The 22512-nt window shown below is 61.3% G+C and carries 18 protein-coding genes and 1 pseudogene; 7 read left to right on the forward strand and 12 right to left on the reverse strand.

Translation table 11 applies throughout. The features are described 5' to 3' along the window. Positions 1–92: 92 nt before the first annotated feature. The 7 genes and pseudogenes from BOP96_RS31005 to gap form a co-directional block, all read right to left on the reverse strand. A pseudogene (locus tag BOP96_RS31005) lies at positions 93–1373 on the reverse strand (PDC sensor domain-containing protein); the annotation flags it as partial. Between the two features lie 138 nt (positions 1374–1511). Next, positions 1512–1913, reverse strand: a complete 402-nt coding sequence (locus BOP96_RS25000) for a YbaN family protein (protein ID WP_014719757.1) — start codon at positions 1911–1913, stop codon at positions 1512–1514. Positions 1914–2082: 169 nt separating this feature from the next. Continuing rightward, positions 2083–2691 carry a biliverdin-producing heme oxygenase gene (locus BOP96_RS25005; RefSeq protein ID WP_014719756.1) on the reverse strand — a complete coding sequence of 203 codons (609 nt, stop codon included), beginning with the start codon at positions 2689–2691 and terminating at the stop codon, positions 2083–2085. A 137-nt stretch (positions 2692–2828) separates the two neighbouring features. Continuing rightward, a complete protein-coding gene (locus BOP96_RS25010; protein ID WP_073454295.1) occupies positions 2829–5393 on the reverse strand; it encodes a TonB-dependent receptor in 2565 nt (854 codons plus the stop codon). A 115-nt stretch (positions 5394–5508) separates the two neighbouring features. Then, complete coding sequence (locus BOP96_RS25015) at positions 5509–6477, reverse strand: FecR family protein (RefSeq protein ID WP_019817338.1); 969 nt, start codon at positions 6475–6477, stop codon at positions 5509–5511. A 74-nt stretch (positions 6478–6551) separates the two neighbouring features. After that, complete coding sequence (locus tag BOP96_RS25020; RefSeq protein WP_003193922.1) at positions 6552–7070, reverse strand: RNA polymerase sigma factor; 519 nt, start codon at positions 7068–7070, stop codon at positions 6552–6554. 195 nt (positions 7071–7265) lie between these two features. Further along, a complete protein-coding gene (gene gap / locus BOP96_RS25025; protein ID WP_003193921.1) occupies positions 7266–8267 on the reverse strand; it encodes a type I glyceraldehyde-3-phosphate dehydrogenase in 1002 nt (333 codons plus the stop codon). 221 nt (positions 8268–8488) lie between these two features. Here gap and edd point away from each other — a divergent pair, with 221 nt between their 5' ends. The 4 genes from edd to BOP96_RS25045 all read left to right on the forward strand — a co-directional run bounded on the left by edd (position 8489) and on the right by BOP96_RS25045 (position 13600). Then, the gene (gene edd / locus BOP96_RS25030; RefSeq protein ID WP_014719752.1) at positions 8489–10315 is read left to right on the forward strand and encodes a phosphogluconate dehydratase; all 1827 of its coding nucleotides are present in this window, start codon (positions 8489–8491) and stop codon (positions 10313–10315) included. Then, positions 10312–11268 carry a glucokinase gene (locus tag BOP96_RS25035; RefSeq protein WP_014719751.1) on the forward strand — a complete coding sequence of 319 codons (957 nt, stop codon included), beginning with the start codon at positions 10312–10314 and terminating at the stop codon, positions 11266–11268. Before edd ends, BOP96_RS25035 begins: the two co-directional genes overlap by 4 nt. Positions 11269–11406: 138 nt before the next feature. After that, the gene (locus BOP96_RS25040; protein ID WP_003193918.1) at positions 11407–12141 is read left to right on the forward strand and encodes a response regulator; all 735 of its coding nucleotides are present in this window, start codon (positions 11407–11409) and stop codon (positions 12139–12141) included. Then, complete coding sequence (locus tag BOP96_RS25045) at positions 12131–13600, forward strand: ATP-binding protein (RefSeq protein WP_014719750.1); 1470 nt, start codon at positions 12131–12133, stop codon at positions 13598–13600. The genes BOP96_RS25040 and BOP96_RS25045 overlap by 11 nt, the downstream gene beginning before the upstream one ends. Positions 13601–13723: 123 nt before the next feature. On the opposite strand, the gene BOP96_RS25050 is transcribed toward BOP96_RS25045, so the two are convergent. Continuing rightward, positions 13724–14653 carry an AraC family transcriptional regulator gene (locus BOP96_RS25050; protein WP_003193916.1) on the reverse strand — a complete coding sequence of 310 codons (930 nt, stop codon included), beginning with the start codon at positions 14651–14653 and terminating at the stop codon, positions 13724–13726. A gap of 327 nt (positions 14654–14980) precedes the next feature. On the opposite strand from BOP96_RS25050, the gene BOP96_RS25055 reads away from it, so the two are divergent. Then, positions 14981–15322 (forward strand): antibiotic biosynthesis monooxygenase family protein, encoded by a 342-nt coding sequence (locus BOP96_RS25055; protein ID WP_003193915.1) that lies wholly within the window; start codon positions 14981–14983, stop codon positions 15320–15322. 41 nt (positions 15323–15363) lie between these two features. Next, positions 15364–15609 (forward strand): hypothetical protein, encoded by a 246-nt coding sequence (locus BOP96_RS25060; RefSeq protein WP_019817340.1) that lies wholly within the window; start codon positions 15364–15366, stop codon positions 15607–15609. A 125-nt stretch (positions 15610–15734) separates the two neighbouring features. Here BOP96_RS25060 and BOP96_RS25065 read toward each other — a convergent pair whose 3' ends face one another. Continuing rightward, complete coding sequence (locus BOP96_RS25065) at positions 15735–16367, reverse strand: flavin reductase family protein (protein WP_073454297.1); 633 nt, start codon at positions 16365–16367, stop codon at positions 15735–15737. Between the two features lie 177 nt (positions 16368–16544). On the opposite strand from BOP96_RS25065, the gene BOP96_RS25070 reads away from it, so the two are divergent. Further along, positions 16545–17300 carry a COG4705 family protein gene (locus tag BOP96_RS25070; protein ID WP_019817341.1) on the forward strand — a complete coding sequence of 252 codons (756 nt, stop codon included), beginning with the start codon at positions 16545–16547 and terminating at the stop codon, positions 17298–17300. Between the two features lie 140 nt (positions 17301–17440). Here the strand turns inward: BOP96_RS25070 and BOP96_RS25075 are convergent, their stop codons facing one another. The 3 genes from BOP96_RS25075 to BOP96_RS25085 all read right to left on the reverse strand — a co-directional run bounded on the left by BOP96_RS25075 (position 17441) and on the right by BOP96_RS25085 (position 22115). Continuing rightward, on the reverse strand, positions 17441–18760 hold the full coding sequence (locus tag BOP96_RS25075) for an MFS transporter (RefSeq protein ID WP_073454299.1): 1320 nt from the start codon (positions 18758–18760) through the stop codon (positions 17441–17443). Between the two features lie 269 nt (positions 18761–19029). Next, complete coding sequence (locus tag BOP96_RS25080; protein ID WP_014719745.1) at positions 19030–20355, reverse strand: sigma-54-dependent transcriptional regulator; 1326 nt, start codon at positions 20353–20355, stop codon at positions 19030–19032. Beyond that, positions 20349–22115 (reverse strand): ATP-binding protein, encoded by a 1767-nt coding sequence (locus BOP96_RS25085; protein WP_032902732.1) that lies wholly within the window; start codon positions 22113–22115, stop codon positions 20349–20351. Before BOP96_RS25085 ends, BOP96_RS25080 begins: the two co-directional genes overlap by 7 nt. Between the last annotated feature and the right edge of the window lie 397 nt (positions 22116–22512).

Genomic DNA, 22512 nt, shown 5'->3' on the forward strand with positions numbered 1-22512 from the left:
GTCTGGCGCGCAATGGCGGACGACTGATCGGCCGTCCCACGAGCTTCGGTGATGCTTTGCTTGATCTGCGCAATGGTCGGCTGCAGCTTGTCGAGGAAGCGGTTGAACCAGTTCACCAGCTCGCCCAGTTCGTCCTTCTTGGCGTAGGCCAGGCGCTGGGTGAGGTCGCCGTCACCGCTGGCGATGTCCTTGAGCATGGCGGCCACGCTATTGATAGGGCGGGTCACGCCAGTAGCGGTCAGCCAGATCAACAGCAAGCCCAGCAGGCCAGCGGCGGCGGCCACCAACAGGGCTTTGAGCGTGCCCGTTGCCTGGGCCTCGTCGAGTACGGCTTGCAGTTTTTCGTTGTCGGCCAGCATCACCGCTTTGGGCAGCTTGATCACCACGCCCCAGGATTTGGCACCGGCAATCGGCTTGAGCGGGTACACGGCACGAATGGTGTCGTCCTGTTCACGGATAACCGGCCGGTCATTGGCCAGCAGTTGCACGATCTCCTTGCCTTCGGCGCCGATGCTGTCGATCAGGTTCTTGCCGACTTTGGCTGGTTCACCGCTGTAGGCGGCGATCAGGCCGGTGCTGGACAGAATCTCCAGGTGGGCGGCACCGTTGAACAGGTCTTTCTGCGCAGCATCGGTGGTCGCTTGCAGGGCGGTGAGGGCGATGTCCACGCCGACGACACCGATGACTTTGCCGTCGACGATCAGCGGCAGGGAAATGGTGGTCATCAGTACCGGTTTGCCGGCCACCGTGTCTTCGTACGGGTCCAGCAGGCAAGTGCTGCGCGTGTCCCGTGGGCAGGTGTACCAGATGTTGTAAGGCGTGCCGCTGAGGTTGAGGGTGGTCTTGGTCAGGTCATCTTCGACCATGATGGTGTTCTGGCCTTCGCCGCCAGCACGACTCCAGTAGCTGGAAAACCGGCCTTTTTCATTGGAGACGCGTGCCTTGTCGTCGATGAATTCGCTGTCCTTGCCATCCAGCCCGTTGGGTTCGAACGACAACCAGATGCCCAGCACTTTGGTGTTGCGCTCGAACGCGGTTTTGACGCTGCGGTTGAGCTCTTCACGCAGGGCCCCGGCTTCAAGGGCGCGTTGGGTGCCCAACTGACGCAGGTCTTTGATCTGGTCGGCCAGGGCTGTGACCACCAGCAGGTTTTCGCCGAAGGTCTGCTGCAAGTGGCCGGCCTGTTCGGCCGCTTTGGATTGCAGCAACTGCTCCACGCTGGCGGTGAGCATTCGTGAGCTTGAATCACTGACCAACCGATCGTTCTGGTTGGTGTTGTAGATATTGATGCCGACCACCAGTGCAATCACACCCAGCAGGCACAGGCCGGACAGCAACACGATTTTCAAGCGGATGGAGAGGGTGTCGAACATAGGTTCACTCACGAATGGACTTGTTGGAATGCACGCAGAAGAGCCAAGTCCATTCGGCGCCGTACCTGAAACATCGGCGTCACAAATCAATTCATGAGAAATAGGCGATGAGCGGTAGGAAAACGCCTACACCGGCCGTTATACGGGGCGTGCGAGCTGCTCGGGGCGGGACCAGATCCACAGGTTGCCCAGGCTCATCCCGGCAATCGCCAGGTACACCGGCCAGCCGTGATCGAGCATCACCAGCATCAGCACGGCGCACAGCAACATGCTCACCGTGGCGCTGACCTTGGCGCGGCGGGCGATGATCTTGCCATTGCGCCAGTTGGACAGGATCGGCCCGAACAGGCGATGGTTTTCCAGCCAGGCGCTGAGGCGCGGCGAGCTTTTGGTGGCGGCCCAGGCGGCGAGCAAGATGAATTCGGTGGTGGGCAACCCCGGTATGACAATCGCCACCAAGCCGATCCCCAGGCTCACGTAGGCCAGCAGGCCAAAGAGGACTTGGGCGATTTTGGAGGAGGATTGGGGTTTGCCGGTCATGCTGCAGTTTTCTGGTGGGAAGGTTTACACATTATCAGCCATGAAATGCACCCAAGTGTGGGAGCTGGCTTGCCTGCGATGGCGGTGTATCAGGTTAAATATCTGGAGCTGACCCACCGCCATCGCAGGCAAGCCAGCTCCCACATTGAACCGCTGATTACCAGAACACTTACGCCAGTTCTGGGGCGCTAGCGTACGCCTGTTCCAGCAACACGGTGAAGCGCACAAACGCATCAATCGCTCCTTTTTCCACGGCAGCTTCTTCTTCGGCACTGAATGCCAGGCCGTCGAGGGTGCGGGTGAAGCTTTTCCAGCCTTCGGCGCGACCACCGGCCGGCTCGCCCAGGTGGCGGGCACCGAAGGTTTCGCTCAGGCCCAGGCCCACGGCGCGCTTGATCAGGAACGCAGCGCCCAGCTTGGAGCCTTCGGAGACGAACAGCCAGCCCAAAGCTTCGGCTTTGCTGGGGTTATTCACCGCACCGGCAACCGGGGCCGGGATTTCGGTGTCCAGGTCTGCCAGGTCGAGCTTGGCCGCTTCGGCGCGGCAGCGGGCGGCCAGGTCAGGGATGATCTGGTTCAACTCGGCATCGTTGTACAAGGCCACCAGTTCCGATTGGAACAGGTACTGGGCCACCACGAAACGGGCGAAGTTGGCTTGGGTTTCGAACGGCGCGTGAGCTTTCACCAAGGCGTCGAGCTTGGTGTGCGGCGCGTTGGTGATCTGGTTCAGGCGTTGGGAGCGCAGGCTTGGGCGTTCTGCGGTGGAAGAAGCGGTCATGAAAAAAGTCCTTGAGAAGAGAAGCGCCTGGGCGCCCTGAAGAGAGCTGTTATCAACTAGACGAACAAGAAGACGCGGCACAGTAAAAAATCCTCACCTCGCCGCGGCTGCAAGGGCGGCGAGGTGAGGCGGATGGGTCAGATGTCCCAGATCACGTTGATCGCAAAGTTGCGACCGGGCTGGGTCAGGCGGTCGAGGTTGGCCGGGCCGGTCACACCGGCTTCGCCGACGCTGTCGTAGCTGCGCACGTCATCCCAGTTCCAGTACTTCTTGTCGGTGAGGTTGTAGAGGCCACCGTTGACGGTCACGTCTTTGCTCACCTTGTAGTAAGCGGTCAGGTCGAGGATGCCGAAGCCCGGGGTCTTGAACGGGCCGTCGGTGCCGCCGTCGGGCGCGTGGAAGGTGGTGCTGTCGACGCGGTTCTGTTTTTTCACCACGGTCCAGCTAACCAGGCCACCGTAGTTGTCCTGATCGTAGCCCAGGCCAAACACGCCCTTGAGTGGGTTGACGCTGTTCAACGGCTCGCCATTGTCGTCGTTGCGACCGTAGGTGTAGGCAACCGAGCCTTGGGTATACAGGCCCTTCGGCGCGCCGAAGGCATCCAGGTTCAGGCGGCCCTTGGCTTCCACTCCCTTGATGGTGGCGCGCTTGATGTTGACCGCCTGGAACTGCTCCACGGTGCCGCCGACCACGGCGTTGTCTTCGTCGATAAAGTCGCGGTACTTGTTGTAGTACACCGCAATATCGAAAGAGCCTTCGTCGAATTTGCCGCGAATCCCGGTTTCGATGCCTTTGCTGGTTTCCGGCTTGAGGTCGGGGTTGGGTTCGACGGTGTAGCCCAGGTTGAGGTTTTCGAAGCGACCGTACAGTGCTTTGGCAGACGGCGTGCGGAAGCCCTCGGCGTATTGGCCGAACCAGGTGTAGTTGTCGGTCAGGGCATAGGTGAGGCCGAACTTGGGTGTGACGCGGTTCCAGGTCTTGTCTTTGCCATCGACGGCATAGGCGCCGGTCGGGTTGACGGTGTTGAGGAATTCCTGGGTCAGCTTGGGCTTGAGCCGGGTGTAGTCATAACGCACGGCGGGCAGGAAGGTCCATTTGTCCCAGGTGATCTGGTCCTGGGCGAACAGCGAGTAGGTGTTGATGGTCGGGTCGGGGAAGTCGCTGGCCTTTTTCACGCTGTCGCTGGCTGATGGGCTTGGCGCGCCGATGGCGGTGCAGCCGGCGCCAATGGCCAGGCACGAGGCCGAGCCTTCGCGTGAGCCGGTGACTTTCTGCTGCTTGAGGGTGGTGCCGTAGGTCACTTGGTGGTCGGTTTCGCCGAGGCTGAATGCTTTGTCCAGTTGCGCGTCGAAGACCCACTGTTTTTCTTCGTAAAGGGTGTCGCGGGTACGCAAGACGCGACGGCCGGCCTGGTAGATTTCGGCGGTGGTCTGGTCGGTCTTGGCGATCTGGTAGTTGAGGCTGGTCTTGATGCGGTCGGCAATCGGCGACTCCAGGGCGAAGGTGTTTTCCAGGCCGAAGCGCTCGCGGGTAATGGTGTCGTTACCGCGACGGTCGCGGTACAGGTTCATGCCCCGACCACCGATGAACGGGCCGCCCACTGCGTTTTTCAGATTGACGTCGCGGTCATCCTTGAACTTCTCGTAGGTCAGGCCCAGGCGGTTGTCATCGCCATAGTTCCAGCCCAGCTTGGCCAGCACGTTGGTGGTGCGCGCATCTTCCGGGTTGGCGCCGGTACGGGCCAGGCCGGTGGCGTTGTTGCCATCGTAGGATTCGGTTTCGTGGCCATTGCGCTGGCTCAGGTGCAGCAAACCGTCGAAGTCTTGCACACGCCCGGCGAAGGTGCCGGAGGTCAGCCAGCTCTCGTCGGCTGAGCTGTAGCCGGTCTTCAGGCGGGCGCCGACGTCCTGGCCTGGCTTGATGATGTCATCCGGGTCGAGGGTGAAATAACTCACCGCGCCGCCGATGGCGCTGCTGCCGTACAGGGCCGAGGCCGGGCCGCGCAGGATCTCCACGCGCTTGACGATTTCCGGGTCGACGTAATTGCGGCGGGTCTTGGCGTAAGGGCCGTTGAAGAAATTGTCCGGCACTTCGACGCCATCCACCTGGGTGAGGACGCGGTCGCCGTCGATGCCACGAATGTTGTAGCCCGCGTTACCCGAGCGCGTACCGGCGCCGCCTACGGAGACGCCGGGTTCGTAGCGCACCAGTTCACGGATGTTGTTGACGTGCTGGCGGTCCAGTTCTGCGCGGTCGTGCACGCTGACGGTGCTCGGTACACTGTTCACATCCTGTTCATTGCGGGTGGCGCTGATGGTCACCTGTTGCAGGGCGAGGGCGCTGCCGGCGCTACGTTTTTCCAGCACGATGTTATTGGTGCCCAGTTTGCGATAGCTCAGGTTGGTCCCCACCAACAGCCGCTCCAAGGCTTTTTCCGCTGGCAGCGGGCCGCGCACGCCAGGGGACGACACGCCCTGGCCCAGTTCGGCCGGCAGGCCCACTTGCCAGCCGGTCACTGCGGTGAAGGCGTTGAGTGCCGACACCAGTGGCTGCTGTTCGATGCTGAACGTGTAGTTGGCGTGGCTGCGAGCGGCAGGTTCCGCGGCGGTGGCGCTCATGACGGGCGCACCAGCCAGCAGGATCGCGGCGGTCAGCAAGGACAAAACGGGCGAAGCAGACCGGCGGTTGAAACGAGAGGACATCGAGAGCGCTCCGGGATACGAATCTTATAGTTGCGAACCGAACCGAATAGGAATCAGTTGCATTGGCTATAACGAGACGTATCGCCGGTTAATATCGAGTAAAAATAATTCTCATTTAGTTCAGGATCACCAGCGCCGGGTACTCCGACAGCTTGGCCGAGGTGATGTGAGCCAGAGAGCGCACCACGTCCAGGGGCTGGTCGAGGCGGTAGTTGCCGGTGACGGCGACGCTCGCCAACTGCTCGTTGTTGTTGACGATCCAGCCGGGGTAATAGCGGCGCAGCTCAGCCAGCACTTCGCTCAGCGGGCAGTTTTCGAATACCAGCCGGCCCTGCACCCAAGCCAGGTCCTTGCTGGGGTCGAGCTTGGCCGGTTGGCCGAAACCCTTGGGGCCGATACGGATGCTTTCACCGGCGCTCAGGCGCACACGGGCATCGTCGAACGTGTTGCTCAGGTCGACATCGCCGCGCTGCACTTGAACCTGGGCTTCGCCATTGAGGTAGCGCACGGCAAAGGCGGTGTCGCGCACGCTGGCGCGCACCGGGCCCGCGTCGATCTCCAGGGGCAGGCCACGGGTGGGCGCTATTTCAAAGTACGCTTCGCCCTGGTAGAGGCGGGCAATGCGCTGATGGTCCTTGATGGTGCTGGAAAACGCCGAATTGGTGTTCAGCAGCACCTTGGAGCCATCGTCCAGTTGCAGGCGCTGGCGCTCGCCCACCACCGTCAGATGGTCGGCCTGCAAACGCACCGGCAGGTTGCTGAAACTGAACAGGCCGACCAGTAACACGGCGGCGGTGGCCAGGGGTTTCCAGTGCGGTCTGATCCGGCGCCAGCCGCTGGGCTTGCGCGGTGCGGCGAGGGCCACGGCGGCGCTGTGTACCGGCGCGTCCCCCCAGGCGGCCTGGGCCTTGCTGAAGGCGTGGACATGCGCCGGGTCCTGGGCCAGCCAGGCGTCGAACGCGGCCTGCTGCCCAGGTTGCGGGCACTGCAAGGCGATCAGCCAATCGAGGGCTTGGTCCATGGCCGCGTCTTGCAACACCTCATGAGCCAACGCATGGGGGCGCAGTTTATTCGGGTCCGTCACGGTGTTCCTCGGGTCTTCGCCACGTTTTATTCATTTTTCCTACAGCTTGGATCGACACCTCTGTCGGGTGAAGCTTAAGGCTGATCCAGCCGTTCGGCCACACCCACACAGATAGCCATGATCAATTTGAGTTCCTTTTGCACCGTGCTCAAGGACACGCCCAATTGATCGGCAATCTCTTGGTAGCTGCAACCGTGCAGGCGGCTGAGGATGAAAATCCGCTGCTGGCGGGCGCTCAACTGGCCGAGGCTGACACTCAGGTGCTCCAGCAGCTGCTCTGCCTGGGTAGCTTCCTCCGGCGTGCTGGCCGGCGCGGCGACGCTTTGCAGGACATCCAGCGGGACATCCTCCTGCAGGGTACGCGCCTGAATCCTGCGCGAACGCAAGTGATCCAGCGCCAGGTTGCGGGCTGTCTGGTAGACAAAGGGTTCAAGGTGGTCGATTGGCCGCTCGCTCAGGGCCCGAGTCACGCGCAGGTAGGTTTCCTGCAACAGGTCCTCGGCAGTGCTGTGGTTATGCACCATGCGTTGCAGAGTTCGTAGCAGGATCACCCGTTGGGTGAGGAAGACGTGGTTGAAGCGAGATTGGCTCACAGTGATACCAGACCGATTTGCAGTGAATGATAATGCTTATCATCAACTGAAATGGCAAGTGGCTATTTCTGTGGATTGCCGCTCGTTCCCATGCTCTGCGTGGGAACACATCCTGTGACGCTCCGCGTCACAACGGAGCGTCCAGGGTGGCATTCCCACGCAGAGCGTGGGAACGATCTGGTCGATCTTGTGGAGTTACTCGGCGTTACACAACGCCAGGCAGTTATCCAGCATACGGTTGGAGAAGCCCCACTCGTTGTCATACCACGCGAGCACTTTGAGCAATTTGCCGCTGACCTTAGTGTGATTAGCGTCGAAGATCGACGACAGCGGGTTATGGTTGAAGTCGCTGGAAACCAGCGGCAGGGTGTTGTAGCCGAGGATCTTCGAATGCTGGCTGGCGTGTTTAAGCAGGGCGTTGACTTCATCGGCCGTGGCTTCTTTCTTCAACTGCACGGTGAGGTCCACCAGCGACACGTTGATCACCGGTACACGCACCGCCATGCCGGTCAGCTTGCCTGCCAGTTCCGGCAGCACCAGGCCCACCGCTTCAGCGGCGCCGGTCTTGCTCGGGATCATGTTCTGGGTGGCCGAACGCGCGCGGTACGGGTCGGTGTGGTACACGTCGGTGAGGTTCTGGTCGTTGGTGTAGGCGTGAATAGTGGTCATCAGCCCGCTTTCGATGCCCAGCTCGCGATGCAGCACCTGGGCGACGGGCGCCAGGCAGTTGGTGGTGCACGATGCGTTGGAAATGATCTGGTGGGATTGACGCAAAATGTCATGGTTTACCCCGTAGACCACAGTCGCGTCCGCGCCTTTGGCCGGGGCGGAGATGATCACCTTGCGCGCGCCAGCGCTAATATGCGCGGCAGCTTTGTCACGGTCGGTGAACAGGCCGGTGCATTCGAACACCACGTCAATCTTGTGCGCAGCCCACGGCAGGTCGGCGGGGTTGCGAATGGCACTCACGGCAATCCGGTCACCATTGACGGTCAGGCTTTCCTGATCGTGGGCAACCTCTGCGTCGAAAGTGCCGTGTACGGTGTCGTACTTGAGCAGGTGGGCATTGATCGAACTGTCGCCCAAATCGTTGATGGCGACGATCTGCAGATCCTGGCGATAGCCTTGGGTATACAGTGCGCGCAGGACATTACGGCCGATACGGCCAAAACCATTGATTGCGATTCGAAGAGTCATCGGAAAGTGCCTGTCGTCGATTTGTTGTAAGAATTACAAGATTATTCGCATAAAAATAGAAAACAAGCCTTTTTAGTGGCAGTATTTTGTTCAATCTACAACGAGTGACCTGAATCAACTGGTCCGATGATCCAAACGACCCCCTGCCATCCCATGAGCCGTGGGCGTTTGATCAGCATAGACTCTCAGGTCGCCACATCCGTTAGCCTGGAGTTCTATACATGCATCCCCGCGTTCTTGAGGTCACCGAACGGCTTATCGCCCGCAGCCGCGCCACCCGCGAGGCTTACCTTGCGCTCATTCGCGGCGCAGCCAGCGACGGTCCGATGCGCGGCAAGCTGCAATGCGCCAACTTCGCCCACGGCGTGGCCGGTTGCGGCACCGAAGACAAAAACAGCCTGCGCATGATGAATGCCGCCAACGTTGCAATTGTTTCTTCTTATAACGACATGCTCTCGGCGCATCAGCCCTACGAGCATTTCCCCGAACAAATCAAAAAGGCTCTGCGCGAAGTCGGCTCGGTCGGCCAGTTCGCCGGCGGCACCCCCGCCATGTGCGACGGCGTGACCCAGGGCGAGCCGGGCATGGAACTGAGCCTGCTCAGCCGTGAAGTCATTGCCATGTCCACGGCGGTAGCGCTGTCCCACAACATGTTCGACGCCGCGCTGATGCTGGGCATCTGCGACAAGATTGTTCCTGGCCTGATGATGGGCGCGCTGCGCTACGGCCACCTGCCGATGATTTTCGTGCCAGGCGGACCGATGCCCTCGGGTATCTCCAACAAGCAGAAGGCCGATGTGCGCCAGCGCTATGCCGAAGGCAAGGCCAGCCGCGAAGAACTGCTGGAATCGGAGATGAAGTCCTACCACAGCCCCGGCACCTGCACTTTCTACGGCACCGCCAACACCAACCAGTTGCTGATGGAAGTCATGGGCCTGCACTTGCCTGGCGCTTCGTTCGTCAACCCGTACACGCCCCTGCGGGATGCGTTGACCCGTGAAGCTGCGCACCAGGTCACGCGTTTGACCAAGGCCAATGGCAACTTCACGCCGATTGGCGAGATTGTCGACGAGAAGTCCATCGTCAACTCCATCGTTGCGCTCAACGCCACTGGCGGCTCCACCAACCACACCCTGCACATGCCGGCCATTGCCATGTCGGCAGGCATCATCCTGACCTGGCAGGACATGGCCGACCTCTCCGAGGTGGTGCCGACCCTGTCCCACGTGTATCCAAATGGCAAGGCTGACATCAACCACTTCCAGGCGGCGGGCGGTATGTCGTTCCTGATCCGCGAACTGCTGGAAGCCGGCCTGCTCCACGAAGACGTCAACACCGTGGCCGGCAAGGGCCTGAGCCGCTATATCCAGGAACCTTTCCTGGTGGATGGCGAGCTGGTCTGGCGCGACGGCCCGATCGAAAGCCTCGACGAAACAATCCTGCGCCCGGTGGCCCGTGCGTTCTCGCCGGAAGGCGGCTTGCGCGTGATGGAAGGCAACCTTGGCCGTGGCGTGATGAAGGTGTCGGCGGTGGCCCCGGAGCATCAGGTTGTCGAAGCGCCGGCGGTGGTGTTCCAGGACCAGCAGGACCTGGCCGATGCCTTCAAGGCTGGCCTGTTGGAAAAAGACTTTGTCGCGGTGATGCGCTTCCAGGGGCCGCGCTCCAACGGCATGCCGGAACTGCACAAGATGACCCCGTTCCTGGGCGTGTTGCAGGACCGTGGTTTCAAGGTGGCGCTGGTGACAGATGGGCGAATGTCCGGCGCGTCGGGTAAGATCCCTGCCGCGATCCACGTCAACCCCGAAGCCCAGAGCGGCGGGCCGCTGGCGCGGGTCCAGGATGGCGATATCATCCGTGTGGATGGCGTTACCGGCACCCTGGAGCTTAAGGTGGACGCCGAAGTATTTGCAGCGCGCACGCCTGCCACGGGCCTGTTGGGCAATAACGTGGGAGCCGGTCGCGAGCTGTTTGCATTCATGCGCTTGGCCGCAAGCTCCGCAGAGCAGGGCGCCAGCGCCTTTACCTCTGCCTTGGAGACGCTTAAGTGAAGCTTGCGCTGGTCGGTGACATCGGGGGGACTAACGCCCGTTTTGCGTTATGGCGGGATCAGGAACTGCATTCGATCCGCGTGCATGCCACGGCGGATCACGGCAGCCCTGAAGAGGCGATCAAGGTCTATCTCAAAGAGGAAGGCCTGGAAATCGGCGACATCGGTGCGGTGTGCCTGTCGGTGGCCGGGCCGGTGAGCGGCGATGAATTCAAGTTCACCAACAACCACTGGCGCCTGAGCAAAACCGCGTTTTGCCAGGCCCTGCAGGTGGATGAACTGTTGCTGGTCAACGACTTCTCGGCCATGGCCCTGGGCATGACCCGGCTCAAGCCCGACGAATTCCGCGTGGTCTGCGAAGGCACGCCGGAGCCCTTGCGCCCGGCCGTGGTGATCGGCCCAGGTACGGGTCTTGGTGTCGGCACCTTGCTGGACCTCGGCGCAGGCCGTTGGGCAGCATTGCCGGGGGAGGGTGGGCATGTCGACCTGCCCCTGAGCAGCCCACGGGAAACCCAGCTGTGGCAACACATCTACAGCGAGATCGGGCATGTCAGCGCCGAAACCGCGTTAAGCGGCGGCGGCCTGCCGCGGCTGTACCGGGCGATTTGTGCGGTGGATGGGCATGAGCCGGTGCTCGACACCCCCGAAGCCATCACGGCGGCGGGCCTGGCCGGCGATCCGGTGGCGATGGAAGTATTGGACCAGTTCAGCATCTGGCTGGGCCGGGTGGCGGGCAATAACGTCTTGACCACCGGTGGACGCGGTGGCGTGTACATCGTGGGTGGGGTGATACCGAGGTTTGCCGACTTCTTTATCGCCAGTGGTTTCGCTAAAAGCTTCGCGGATAAAGGCTGCATGAGCGACTACTTCAAAGGTATTCCAGTGTGGTTGGTGACGGCGCCGTATTCCGGGCTGACTGGGGCGGGTGTGGCGCTTGAGCAAGCTTTTGCATAGGTCATAATGGCGCCATCGCAGGCAAGCCGGCTCCCACAGTCCGGAATGCATTCCAAGTGTGGGAGCTGGCTTGCCTGCGATGACGGCCTAAAGCGCACCCGATGATTTAAGCCAGGCCATAACAACAAGGAGGCCCCCGTGAGCGTAATCAGTAAATCCATTCTCCTCGTCGACGACGACCAGGAAATCCGCGAATTGCTGCAAACCTACCTCAGTCGCGCCGGCTTCCAGGTCCGTGGCGTGTCCGACGGTGCGGGGTTCCGCCAGGCAATGAACGAGGCGCCGTGCGATCTGGTCATCCTCGATGTCATGTTGCCAGACGAAGACGGCTTCAGCCTGTGCCGCTGGATTCGCCAGCACCCGCGCCAGGCGCAGGTGCCGATCATCATGCTCACCGCCAGTTCCGACGAAGCCGACCGCGTGATCGGCCTGGAGCTGGGCGCCGATGACTATATCGGCAAACCATTCAGCCCCCGCGAGTTGCAGGCGCGTATCAAGGCACTGCTGCGCCGCTGCCAATTCGGCCAGGAGCGCAGCAGCGGCGGTGATGTGTGGGTGTTCGATGAATGGCGCCTGGATATGATCAGCCACCGCTTGTTTCATGTGGATGGTGAGGAGGTGATCCTCTCCGGTGCCGACTTCGCCTTGCTCAAGTTGTTTCTCGACCACCCGCAACAGATCCTCGACCGCGACACCATCGGCAACGCCACCCGTGGCCGCGACCTCATGCCCTTGGACCGTATCGTCGACATGGCCGTCAGCCGCTTGCGCCAGCGCCTGCGCGACACCGAGAAACCTCCGCGGCTGATCCGCACCGTGCGCGGCAGCGGCTATCAACTGGCAGCCAGCGTGGTTGCCGGCAATGCCCACTGAAGCGCTGAACGAACGCCGTCGCCGCTTCCCGGTACCCCGCTCGCTGCTGGGGCGCATGTTACTGCTGACCTTACTGGCGGTGCTGTTCGCCCAGGCGCTGTCCAGCGTGATCTGGGTGTCGCAATTGCGCGCCACCCAGCTTGAGGGCTTGGTCACCAGCGCCCGCAGCCTAGCGCATTCAATGACTGCCAGCGTGAGTTACTTCCGGTCGCTGCCGGTGGCCTATCGTCCGTTGGTGCTGGACCAATTGCGCAGCATGGGCGGCACGCGTTTTGTGGTGACCCTCAACGATCGCCCGCTGGACATGCAGCTATTGCCCGAAACCCCGCGCAAACAAGCGGTGCTGGTGGCGGTGGATGAAGTGCTGCGCCAGACCCTGGGTGCCGACGTGCACATCTCGGTGGAGTTCGTCAGCGCCGAAGACCTGCGCATCTTCAATGCCGGCCTGAAGCTCGACGAACTGCCACGCTCCTGGGCCCATTACGCGTTGACCCTGGAGCCGGTGAACCCGCCGGTGCTGGTCACCCAGATCCAACTGGCACCCGGTGAATGGCTGTACATCGCCTCGCTATTGCCCGAGCCCTACACCAGCCTGGAAGAGCAAGGCCTGCCGTCCCAGCAGGTGTGGTTCATCGTGCTCACCAGCGGTTTTCTGCTGCTGTTCATCGGCCTGCTGGTGCACTGGCAAAGCCGACCGCTCAAGCGCCTGGCGCGAGCGGCGCGGGACATGTCCCTGGGCGCCGATGTGGAGCCGGTGGCTGAAGGCGGCGGCAGTGAAGTGGTGGAAGTGGGCCGTGCGTTCAATGCCATGCGTGAACGCATCAGCCGTTACCTGACCGAGCGCAGCCAGTTGTTCAGCGCGATTTCCCATGACCTGCGCACACCCATTACCCGCCTGCGCCTGCGCGTGGAATTGTTGGAGGACGAGAACCTGCAAAACAAATTCGGCCGTGACCTGGATGAACTGGAATTGCTGGTCAAGGGCGCGTTGCAATGCGTGAAAGACACCGATATTCACGAAAACATCCAGCCGGTGGACCTCAACCACGTCCTCGAATGCCTGGTGGAGCCATACCTGGCACCCCATGGCAATGGCCGAGTGACCCTCGATGGCGCGGCGCTGTCAGCCTACCCAGGCAAGCCGCTGGCGCTCAAGCGTTGCATCGGCAACCTGATCGACAACGCGCTGAAGTACGGGCAGAACGCGCATTTGCATATCGAGGACGATGGCGCGCAGTTCATTCTGCATGTGGATGACGAGGGGCCTGGTGTGCCGCAGCAGCGGCTGGAACAGGTATTTGAACCGCACTTTCGACTGGCCGGCCAGCAGCAGGGTTACGGGCTGGGGTTGGGCATTGCGCGCAATATTGCCCATAGCCATGGTGGCGAAGTGAGTTTGCAGAACCTGCGCGAAGGCGGCCTGCGCGTCACCCTGCAACTACCAAGAACCTTGGACTAACAAACACCTGAGATCAAATGTGGGAGCTGGCTTGCCTGCGATAGCGGTGGTTCAGTTGACTCATTAGTGACTGACACACCGCCATCGCAGGCAAGCCAGCTCCCACATGTTGCTCTGCGTACATCAGATGCTCTGGCGCAACCGGGCCAGGTCGCGCAGCGGCGGCGCACCGAACAACCGGCTGTACTCCCGGCTGAACTGGGACGGGCTTTCATACCCCACCCGATAGCCCGCCGCCGAGGCCTCCAGCCCTTCGGCAATCATCAGCCGCCGGGCTTCCTGCAAGCGCAGTTGCTTCTGGTATTGCAGCGGGCTCATGGCCGTGATCGCTTTGAAGCGATGGTGCAGGGTCGAGACGCTCAGGTTCACTTCTTTGGCCAGGTCGTCGATACGCAGCGGCTGTTCATAGTTGCCGTTCAGCCAGGTGATCGCCTGGCTCACCCGATGGCTCTGGCTGTTAGCCACAGCGATTTCATACAGGCGATAACCCTGCGGGCCACGCAGCAAGCGGTAGAGAATTTCACGGTTGATCAAGGGCGCGAGCATCGCGATGTCTTTAGGCGTGTCCAGCAAGCGGGTCAGGCGCAGCACCGCGTCGAGCAGTGCGTGATCGATGCGGTCGACGTACATGCCTCGTGAGGTCGGGCGCGAGGGCACGCCCATCGGCCCGGCCTCTGCGATCAGCGCGGTGAGCTGCGCCGGGTCGATATTGATACGCACCGAGAGGTTCGGGTCCTCGGCGGTGGCGTCAATAATGCGGCCGGCCACCGGCATCGCCACCGAGAACACCAGGTAGTTGAGCGGGTCGTAGGCAAAGATCTCGTCGGCCAGGCGCACTTCCTTACTGCCACTGGCTAGGATGCACAGCGCGGGTTCCACCAGCACCGGCATGAAATCCCGGGGCGCGTTGTGGCGGTTCAGGTACAGCGAGGTGATCGCCGTGCCGTAGGAGCCGTCCTCCCAGGTATGGCGGTGCACGATACTGGCCAGCTCGGCGCGTTGTTTCTCCATCTCGGCATCGAGGGGAACGGGCTTGGATTCGGGCGACGGCATGGGGCGTCCTCTACACGCTGCTTTGATGGGCTCAGCTTAGCGGCGGCTTTTCAAAAAGTGTTACGTCGATTCTGCAGCATCCTTGCCTGATCCTGCGAGATCGCGTGAATCAGGCAAGTACGCAGCCTGTCATCTGCCTGAAACATGGGGCCTGGGCCTGGAATAAATTCTGAGACCGAACGTCCTCCCTACGCTTCTCGCAGGATTGTGCAATAAGCCTGCAGGAATTGACTAACCGCGCTTACCGCCGCGCCGTTATCTTTGATCCTGTGGCAACACGCCCTCATTGTGCTTGCCGAGCATCACTTCTCAACGGGAGAGTCGAACATGTCCACCCCCATTCCCGCGAGCCATATGGCCTTTATCCGCGCCCGTAGCGGGTGCAGCACCGAACTCGGTGCACGCTTGAGCAGTTTGATCGAACCGGGTCGCCAGGCCCAGGGTTGCCTGCAATTCTCGTTGCAGCACTCCCAGGTCGACCCCGATGTATGGCTGGTATCCGGGTTCTGGAGCAGCGAGCAGGCCATGAGCGCCTACTTCAACTCTCCGGCCCTGATGATCTTCACTGAGCTTCTGAACGACATGGTCGTGCGCAGCATGGACTTCCAGACCTTCACCGACGCATCGGCGGCACAGGCCTACGGCGAGTACCTGCAACTGGCCGGTTAACGGTTAGAATGGCCGACTTTCCATTGGCCAGGACTTGCAACATGGCACGTAAACAATTTGCCCACCACGAAGCCGTTTCCGCCGTAGTACCGGGCGAAGGTGGCTACAGCGCCGCCGTCGCCGTCAAGGCACTGGATGGCATGGGCGCACCCAGGTTTCACAAGATCCTTGATGGGCAGACGTTCAAGACAGCGTCCGATGCCGATGATGCGGCGACGTTGCAACTCGAGCATCTGGTCGATGTGGATGCAGAAGGTCAACTGACCTGGGCGACTGCTGAACGCTGAGGCAGCACACCTAACCAATGTGGGAGCTGGCTTGCCTGCGATAGCGGTGTATCAGTCACTCTTGGGTTAACTGACCCACCGCTATCGCAGGCAAGCCAGCTCCCACAGTTTTGATTGCATTGCAGTCAGGGTTTGGTGGCGCCTGGGCGGTACATCTTGAACAGCGCTTCTGGCCCCAGCTGGAAATAATCCGCCGGGCCACCCCCGCGTAAAATCGGCTCGGCGGCAGCGGTGTCGTAGATCCCGTCCTTGAGCAACCATTTGGCGATGTGCACCGCAACCACCTCGCCCAGCACCAGCCAGCTCGGCACCAACTGTTGGTCGGTACGTTGCAGCTGGATGATCTGCGTCACCTTGCACTCGAACGACACCGGGCTCTCGCCCACCCGTGGTACGCCAACGATTTTCGAAGCCACCGGCGTCAAGCCGGAGAGTTCGAATTCATTCACCTCGGGCGATACGGCCGCGCAGCTCTGGTTCATCTGCTCGGCCAGCGGGCGGGTGGCCAGGTTCCAGACGAATTCGCCGGTCTGTTCGATATTGTTCAGGCTGTCTTTACGCCCGACACTGGAAAACCCAATGATCGGCGGAATGTAGTTGAATGCGTTGAAGAAACTGTAGGGCGCCAGGTTCAGGCGGCCTTCGCGGTCGTGCGAGGAGATCCAGCCAATCGGGCGTGGGCCGACGATGGCATTGAACGGGTCATGGGGCAGGCCGTGGCCGTTGGCGGGTTCGTAAAAGTGGATGTCGTCAGGCATGGCCGGGGTTCCTGCTACGCGGTTTGGGAGGCGGTCATAGTGCAATTCATGGCGGTGAATTTCCATCGTGCCCATGGATTTTTCATACATCTGCCACCTATTTTTCACAGTTTCCCCTTCAGTCTGCGCCCAAGGTCAATACCCCCTATAAGACTGAGCCTTGGAGCTATCTACTGCATGAATAAACTTCCTCAGATCACCCTGGCGTTCTGGGTCATGAAAATCTGCGCAACTACCTTGGGCGAAACCGCCGGGGACTTGCTGTCGATGACCTTGAACGTTGGCTACGCCATCAGCTCCATGATCCTCATTAGCGTGTTCCTGGTGACCCTGGTGACGCAACTCTGGTCGAAAACCTACAACCCGGTGCTGTACTGGATCGTGATTTTGTCTACCAGTACTGCGGGTACCACGATGTCCGACTTCATGGACCGCACGCTGGGACTGGGCTACGCCACCGGGTCGATGATCCTGATCGTGATCCTGATGATCATCTTTGCATTGTGGCACCTCAGTGGTGACTCGCTGAACGTGAACAAGGTGCAGACCTTCCGAGGGGAGCTGTTTTACTGGATGGCGATCCTGTTCTCCAACACCTTGGGCACCGCATTGGGCGATTTCCTCGCGGACGATTCGGGGCTGGGCTTCGCCGGTGGCGCATTGTTGATAGGCTCAACCATCGCCGCGGTGGTGGTACTCAAGTACTTCACCCGCATCTCGTCGGTATTGTTGTTCTGGGTGGCGTTTGTACTGACACGGCCGTTTGGCGCGACCTTGGGGGATTTTCTGACCAAACCCCATGAAAAAGGCGGCTTGGATTTCGGCACCATCGGTTCATCCGCGGTATTGGCTGCGGTGCTGGTGGTGATGATTGCTGGCGCGTCGTATGCGCAGCGGCGCTATGGGCGCAATGAGGCCGCAGAGTTGTCCTAAGGCTAAATGAGGGAGCGGGCTTGCTGTGGCGAGGGAGCTTGCTCCCGTTCGACAGCGTAGCTGGAGCCAGCTTTTTGGGGGCGCTTCGCACCCCAGCGCAAGCAAGCTTGCTCGCCACAGCAAGCCCGCTCCCACATTTTTTAGTCGGTGGTGATGCGTGAGTGTTTACGCGTGTCTTTCATGGTCACGTAGACCATCAACGACACGGCGATACACGCGGTCACGTACCAGTAGTAGCCCGTTTCCATACCGATGCTCTTGAACCACAGCGCGATGTATTCAGCGGTACCGCCGAAGATCGACACGGTCAGGGCATACGGCAGGCCCACGCCCAGTGCGCGGATTTCGGTCGGGAACAGCTCGGCCTTCACCACGGCGTTGATCGAGGTGTAGCCGCTGACGATGATCAGCGCCGCCATGATCAGGAAGAACGCGCCCCACCAGCTCTGGATGGTGTGCAGGGTGGTGAGGATCGGCACGGTGAACAGGGTGCCAAGCACGCCGAAGGCGATCAGGATCGGGCGGCGGCCGATTTTATCCGACAGCCCGCCGATGATCGGTTGCAGGCACATGAACAGAAACAGCGTCGCCGCCGAGATGGTGGTGGAGTCGGAGATGCTCATGCCGACCGTGTTCACCAGGTATTTCTGCATGTAGGTGGTGTAGGTGTAGAACGCCAGGGTGCCGCCCATGGTCAGGCCGACCACGGTCATCAGTTCCTTGGGGTGACGCATCAAGGTGCGCATTGCGCTTTCCTTGGCTTTTTCTTTCTTGGTGAACGACTCGGTTTCTTCCATGCCGCGACGCAGGTACAGCGCGACCACTGCGCACAGGGCGCCGATGGCGAACGGGATGCGCCAGCCCCAGGCGTACAGTTGTTCGGTAGTCAGCACCTGTTGCAGCACGATCAGCACCGCCAGCGCGATGAGCTGGCCGGAGATCAGGGTCACGTACTGGAAGCTTGAGTAGAACCCGCGACGTTCCTTGGTGGCCATCTCACTGAGATAGGTGGCAGAGGTGCCGTATTCGCCGCCGACCGACAGGCCCTGCAGCAGGCGGGCAAACACCAGCAGGATCGGCGCACCGATACCAATGATTTCATAGCCTGGGCTCAGGGCAATCAGCAGCGAGCCGAAGCACATCAGGTACACCGAGGCCATCAAGGCTTTTTTACGCCCGACTTTGTCGGCGTAGAGGCCCATCAGCCAGCCACCGATCGGGCGCATCAGGAAGCCCACGGCGAAGATCGCGGCGGTGTTGAGCAGTTGGGCAGTGGTGTCGCCTTTGGGGAAGAAGGCTTTGGCGAAGTACAGCGAGAAGGCGGCGTAGACGTACCAGTCGTACCATTCGACCATGTTGCCGACCGATCCGCTGAAGATCGACTTGATGCGGCTGGTGGTGGTGCGCTCCTGCGCTTTGACGGCCGTCGATCCCAGAGGCACGGTGTTGGAGTTATCCATTGAAGGATCCTTCATCTAGTTGTTTTTATGGAGCGGCGCGTGCGCAGCCTGTTGGGGCTATAGCAGGAGCTGTGCCAGGTAGAGGAAGGCCCGCAATAGAAGGGTTGCGGGATTTTATTGAGCGGAAAGTCGCTGATGGTTTTTGGGTGATGAGCGGAAATCCGCTTATGGCTGCCGACGCCATCGCAGGCAAGCCAGCTCCCACACCTGCTGTGTTCACAGACCAAAATGTGGGAGCGGGCTTGCCCGCGATGGTGATCCAAATATCGCTACACAAACATCTCCCTTACCAACCCATGCCGCTGCATCTTCTCATTGAAGGTACGGCGCGGCAGTTGCAACTCGGCCAGCACCGCCTTGATATCGCCCTTGTGACGCGTCAACGCGGCCTTCAGGCAGTGTGCCTCGAACGCTTCTTGCTGCGCTGCTAACGACTGCCCGGCCTCGATCCCTTGCGGTTCCGGCTCGTCCAGCCCCAACACCTGGCGCTCGGCGACGTTGGCCAGTTCGCGCACATTGCCCGGCCAGTCATGGCTGAGCAGGCGCCCCAACTGTGGCCCACTCAAGGGCTCGACCTGGCGGCCCAGACGCTCGGCGGCGCTTTGCGCAAAATGCTCGTACAGCAGCGGAATATCTTCGCGACGTTCACGCAATGGCGGCAGGCGCAGTTGCGCGACGTTGAGCCGATAGGCCAGGTCTTCGCGAAAGCGCCCGGCACGGGCTTCTTCCAGCAGGTCGGGCTTGGTGGCAGCGATGATGCGCAGGTCCACTTGGATACTCTGGTTGGAGCCCAGCCGCTCCAGCTTCTGTTCCTGCAATACGCGCAGCAATTTCACTTGCTGGGCCAGGGGCATGCTTTCGATTTCATCCAGGAACAAGGTGCCGCCGTGGGCATATTCCAGTTTGCCGATGCGTTTGCCGTGGGCGCCGGTGAAGGCGCCGCTTTCATGTCCGAAGAGTTCGGCTTCGAACAACTGCTCGGGGATTGCCGCGCAATTGAGGGCCACGAACGGCTTCTTTGCGCGTGGGCCGAAGTCGTGCAGGCAGCGGGCGACCAACTCCTTGCCGCTGCCGGTTTCACCGCGAATCAGCACATTGACCGGCAAACTCGCCAGGTCCAGCACTTGGCGGCGCAAGCTTTGAAGGCCCTTGGACACACCCAGCAGGCTGGACTCCAACTGCGCGCGATGATCGGCCTGTTGATGCAGGCGGCGGTTTTCCAGGATCAGGCCACGCTTGTCCAACGCCCGGCGCAGGCTGTTGAGCAAGGCGTCGGGGCTGAAGGGTTTTTCCAGGAAGTCATAGGCGCCGTCACGCATGGCTTCGACGGCCATTGGCACGTCGCCATGGCCGGTGAGCAAAATCACCGGCAAATCGGCATCGCGGCGCTGCACCTCGGCCAACAGTTCAAGGCCGCTGAGCCCTGGCATGCGCACGTCGCTCAGAATCACCCCGGCAAAGTCCTTGGGCAGTTGCGCCAGGCACTCTTCGGCGCGGCTGAACAACTGCACGTCAAACCCCGACAGGCTCAACCATTGCTCGACGGCCGTGCGAATACTGGCTTCGTCATCGACCACAATCACCGCGTTCAACATAGGTCTGGCGTCTCCAGGGCGATAGGCAGGGTCAAGGTGAAAGTCGCGCCATCGCCACGGTTGGCGGCACTCAGGCGTCCGCCCAGTTCATGCACGATAGCGTAGGACACCGCGAGTCCCAAACCGAGCCCGTCGCCCACCGGTTTGGTGGTGAAAAACGGGTCGAACACGCTGCTCAAATGTTCTTCGGCAATCCCGCCGCCGCTGTCGCAGACGCTCAACTGCCACAGCTGCTGATCGGCGTGCAGGCGGATTTCCAGGCGCTTGCGCGGTTTGTCGGCCATGGCGTCGAGGGCGTTGCGCAACAGGTTGATCAGCACCTGTTCCAGGCGGATCGCGTCGCCACGTACCCAGGCCGGGCGGGTGAGGTCCAGCACCACACCGATGGCTTCGTCACGCAGGCGCGCGTCGAGCAGGTGCAAGGATTGGTCGACCACCGTCGCCAGGTCCAGCTTTTCGCGCAGGCCACTGGGGCTCTTGCGCGCGAACGTCTTGAGGTGGCCGGTGAGCGCGGCCATGCGCGTGAGCATGTCATCCAATGGCGTGAGCGCCTTGTAGGCATCGTCCACGCGACCATGGTCGAGCAGCAGCCGCAGCGTCGCCAGTTGCATGCGCTGGGCGGTCAGCGGCTGGTTGATTTCATGGGCGAGGGCGGCCGACATCTGCCCCAATGCCGCCAGCTTGGCCGACTGCACCAGGCCATCCTGGGCGGTGCGCAGCGCCTGGGTGCGTTCTTCGACCAATTGCTCCAGTTCTTCACGGCTGCGCTGGCGCAAGCGGGCCAGGCGCCAGCGCTGGCTGAGGAACAGCACCAGGAACACCAATGCCAGCCACGAACCCGCAGCGGCAAGGCCCGCGTTGCGTTGGTCTTCAAAGGCAAACTGGGGTTTGCGCAACAGGTGCAGGGTCCAACCTTCGCGCTTGAGCGGCAGCGACTCCCAGATGTAATTGGCGTTGCCGTCGGGGCCGCCGACGCGAATCAAGTGGCTGTTTTCGTCAAAGCGTTGCAGGGGCTGGGTGTCCAGCGGCTGCAGTTGCTTCTTGTCGTATTGGCGGGTGGCCTTGAGTTCAGCCAGGTCATTTTCGGACAACGGCCGCAGGTTGCGATAACGCCAGCCCGGCTGGTTGGCGATAAACACGATGCCCCGCGCATCGCTGACCAACAGCAGGTCATTGCCCTGGGCCCACTCGCGCTCCAGCTCGGGGAACTCCAGCTTGACCACCATGGCGCCGAGGAACTGCTCGTGCTCATCCACGACCGCACTGGAAAGAAAGTAGCCCGGAATACCCGTGGTCACGCCTACTGCATAAAAGCGCCCGGTGCCGTGGCTCAAGGTCTGGCTGAAATACGGCCTGAACGCGTAGTTGTGGCCGACATAACTGCTGGGCAGGTTCCAGTTGCTGGCGGCCACGGCCAGGCCGGTGCGGTCCATCAGTTCCAGGGTCGAAGACTGCGCAGCGCCGTTGATGCGCTCCAGCTTGCGGTTGAGCCGGTCTTGCGTGGTGGCGTCCAGCGGGCCCTTCAAGGCGCTGATCATCTCCGAATCCAGCGCCAGCACGGCGGGCAGGGCACGGTAGCGTTCGATCAGGGTGTGCAGCGAGTTGGCATACAGCGCCAGCTGCTGATTGGCACGGGCGGCGTCGTCTACCAAGGCCTGGCGTTCGGCATGGCGCGTGGCCAAGGCGGCAGCCAGCACCGCACCGGCGATGATCAACAGAGAATAGAAGGTCAGGCGCAGGGGGCGAGGGATCACGATCATACGATGATGAACAGGCACGGTAAGGGGCGAGCACCATAGCATGGGCAGCTCATATCTTGTGACCAAGGAGCTTGTGGGGGAGCTGGCTTGCCTGCGATGACGGCCTGACAGCCGACATCTATCTACCTGACACCCCACGATCCAACTGTGGGAGCTGGCTTGCCTGCGATGACGGCTTGCCAGCCGACGGCTATCTACCTGACACCCCACGATCGCAATGTGGGAGCGGGCTTGCTCGCGAAGGCGGCCTGACAGCCGACCGGGATGTGGGATCAGATTGAGTACATATCCGTTAGTTAGGTAACGGCCACTTAGGGTTCCGCCCTGACGGCGGCTCACTTTGCAAAAGCGGCAAAGTAAGCAAAACGCTCTTGCCCCACCACTCGGCACCTCGCTT

The organism is Pseudomonas sp. FSL W5-0203, from assembly GCF_001896155.1.
GTDB lineage: Bacteria > Pseudomonadota > Gammaproteobacteria > Pseudomonadales > Pseudomonadaceae > Aquipseudomonas > Aquipseudomonas paracarnis.

Excerpts from the sequence above, each read along its gene's own strand:
- BOP96_RS25000 (WP_014719757.1), bottom strand. The coding sequence starts at position 1,913 with ATGACCGGCAAACCCCAATCCTCCTCCAAAATCGCCCAAGTCCTCTTT.
- BOP96_RS25005 (WP_014719756.1), bottom strand. The coding sequence starts at position 2,691 with ATGACCGCTTCTTCCACCGCAGAACGCCCAAGCCTGCGCTCCCAACGC.
- BOP96_RS25010 (WP_073454295.1), bottom strand. The coding sequence starts at position 5,393 with ATGTCCTCTCGTTTCAACCGCCGGTCTGCTTCGCCCGTTTTGTCCTTG.
- gap (WP_003193921.1), bottom strand. The coding sequence starts at position 8,267 with ATGACTCTTCGAATCGCAATCAATGGTTTTGGCCGTATCGGCCGTAAT.
- edd (WP_014719752.1), top strand. The coding sequence starts at position 8,489 with ATGCATCCCCGCGTTCTTGAGGTCACCGAACGGCTTATCGCCCGCAGC.
- BOP96_RS25045 (WP_014719750.1), top strand. The coding sequence starts at position 12,131 with ATGCCCACTGAAGCGCTGAACGAACGCCGTCGCCGCTTCCCGGTACCC.
- BOP96_RS25050 (WP_003193916.1), bottom strand. The coding sequence starts at position 14,653 with ATGCCGTCGCCCGAATCCAAGCCCGTTCCCCTCGATGCCGAGATGGAG.
- BOP96_RS25055 (WP_003193915.1), top strand. The coding sequence starts at position 14,981 with ATGTCCACCCCCATTCCCGCGAGCCATATGGCCTTTATCCGCGCCCGT.
- BOP96_RS25060 (WP_019817340.1), top strand. The coding sequence starts at position 15,364 with ATGGCACGTAAACAATTTGCCCACCACGAAGCCGTTTCCGCCGTAGTA.
- BOP96_RS25065 (WP_073454297.1), bottom strand. The coding sequence starts at position 16,367 with ATGCCTGACGACATCCACTTTTACGAACCCGCCAACGGCCACGGCCTG.
- BOP96_RS25070 (WP_019817341.1), top strand. The coding sequence starts at position 16,545 with ATGAATAAACTTCCTCAGATCACCCTGGCGTTCTGGGTCATGAAAATC.
- BOP96_RS25075 (WP_073454299.1), bottom strand. The coding sequence starts at position 18,760 with ATGGATAACTCCAACACCGTGCCTCTGGGATCGACGGCCGTCAAAGCG.
- BOP96_RS25080 (WP_014719745.1), bottom strand. The coding sequence starts at position 20,355 with ATGTTGAACGCGGTGATTGTGGTCGATGACGAAGCCAGTATTCGCACG.
- BOP96_RS25085 (WP_032902732.1), bottom strand. The coding sequence starts at position 22,115 with ATGATCGTGATCCCTCGCCCCCTGCGCCTGACCTTCTATTCTCTGTTG.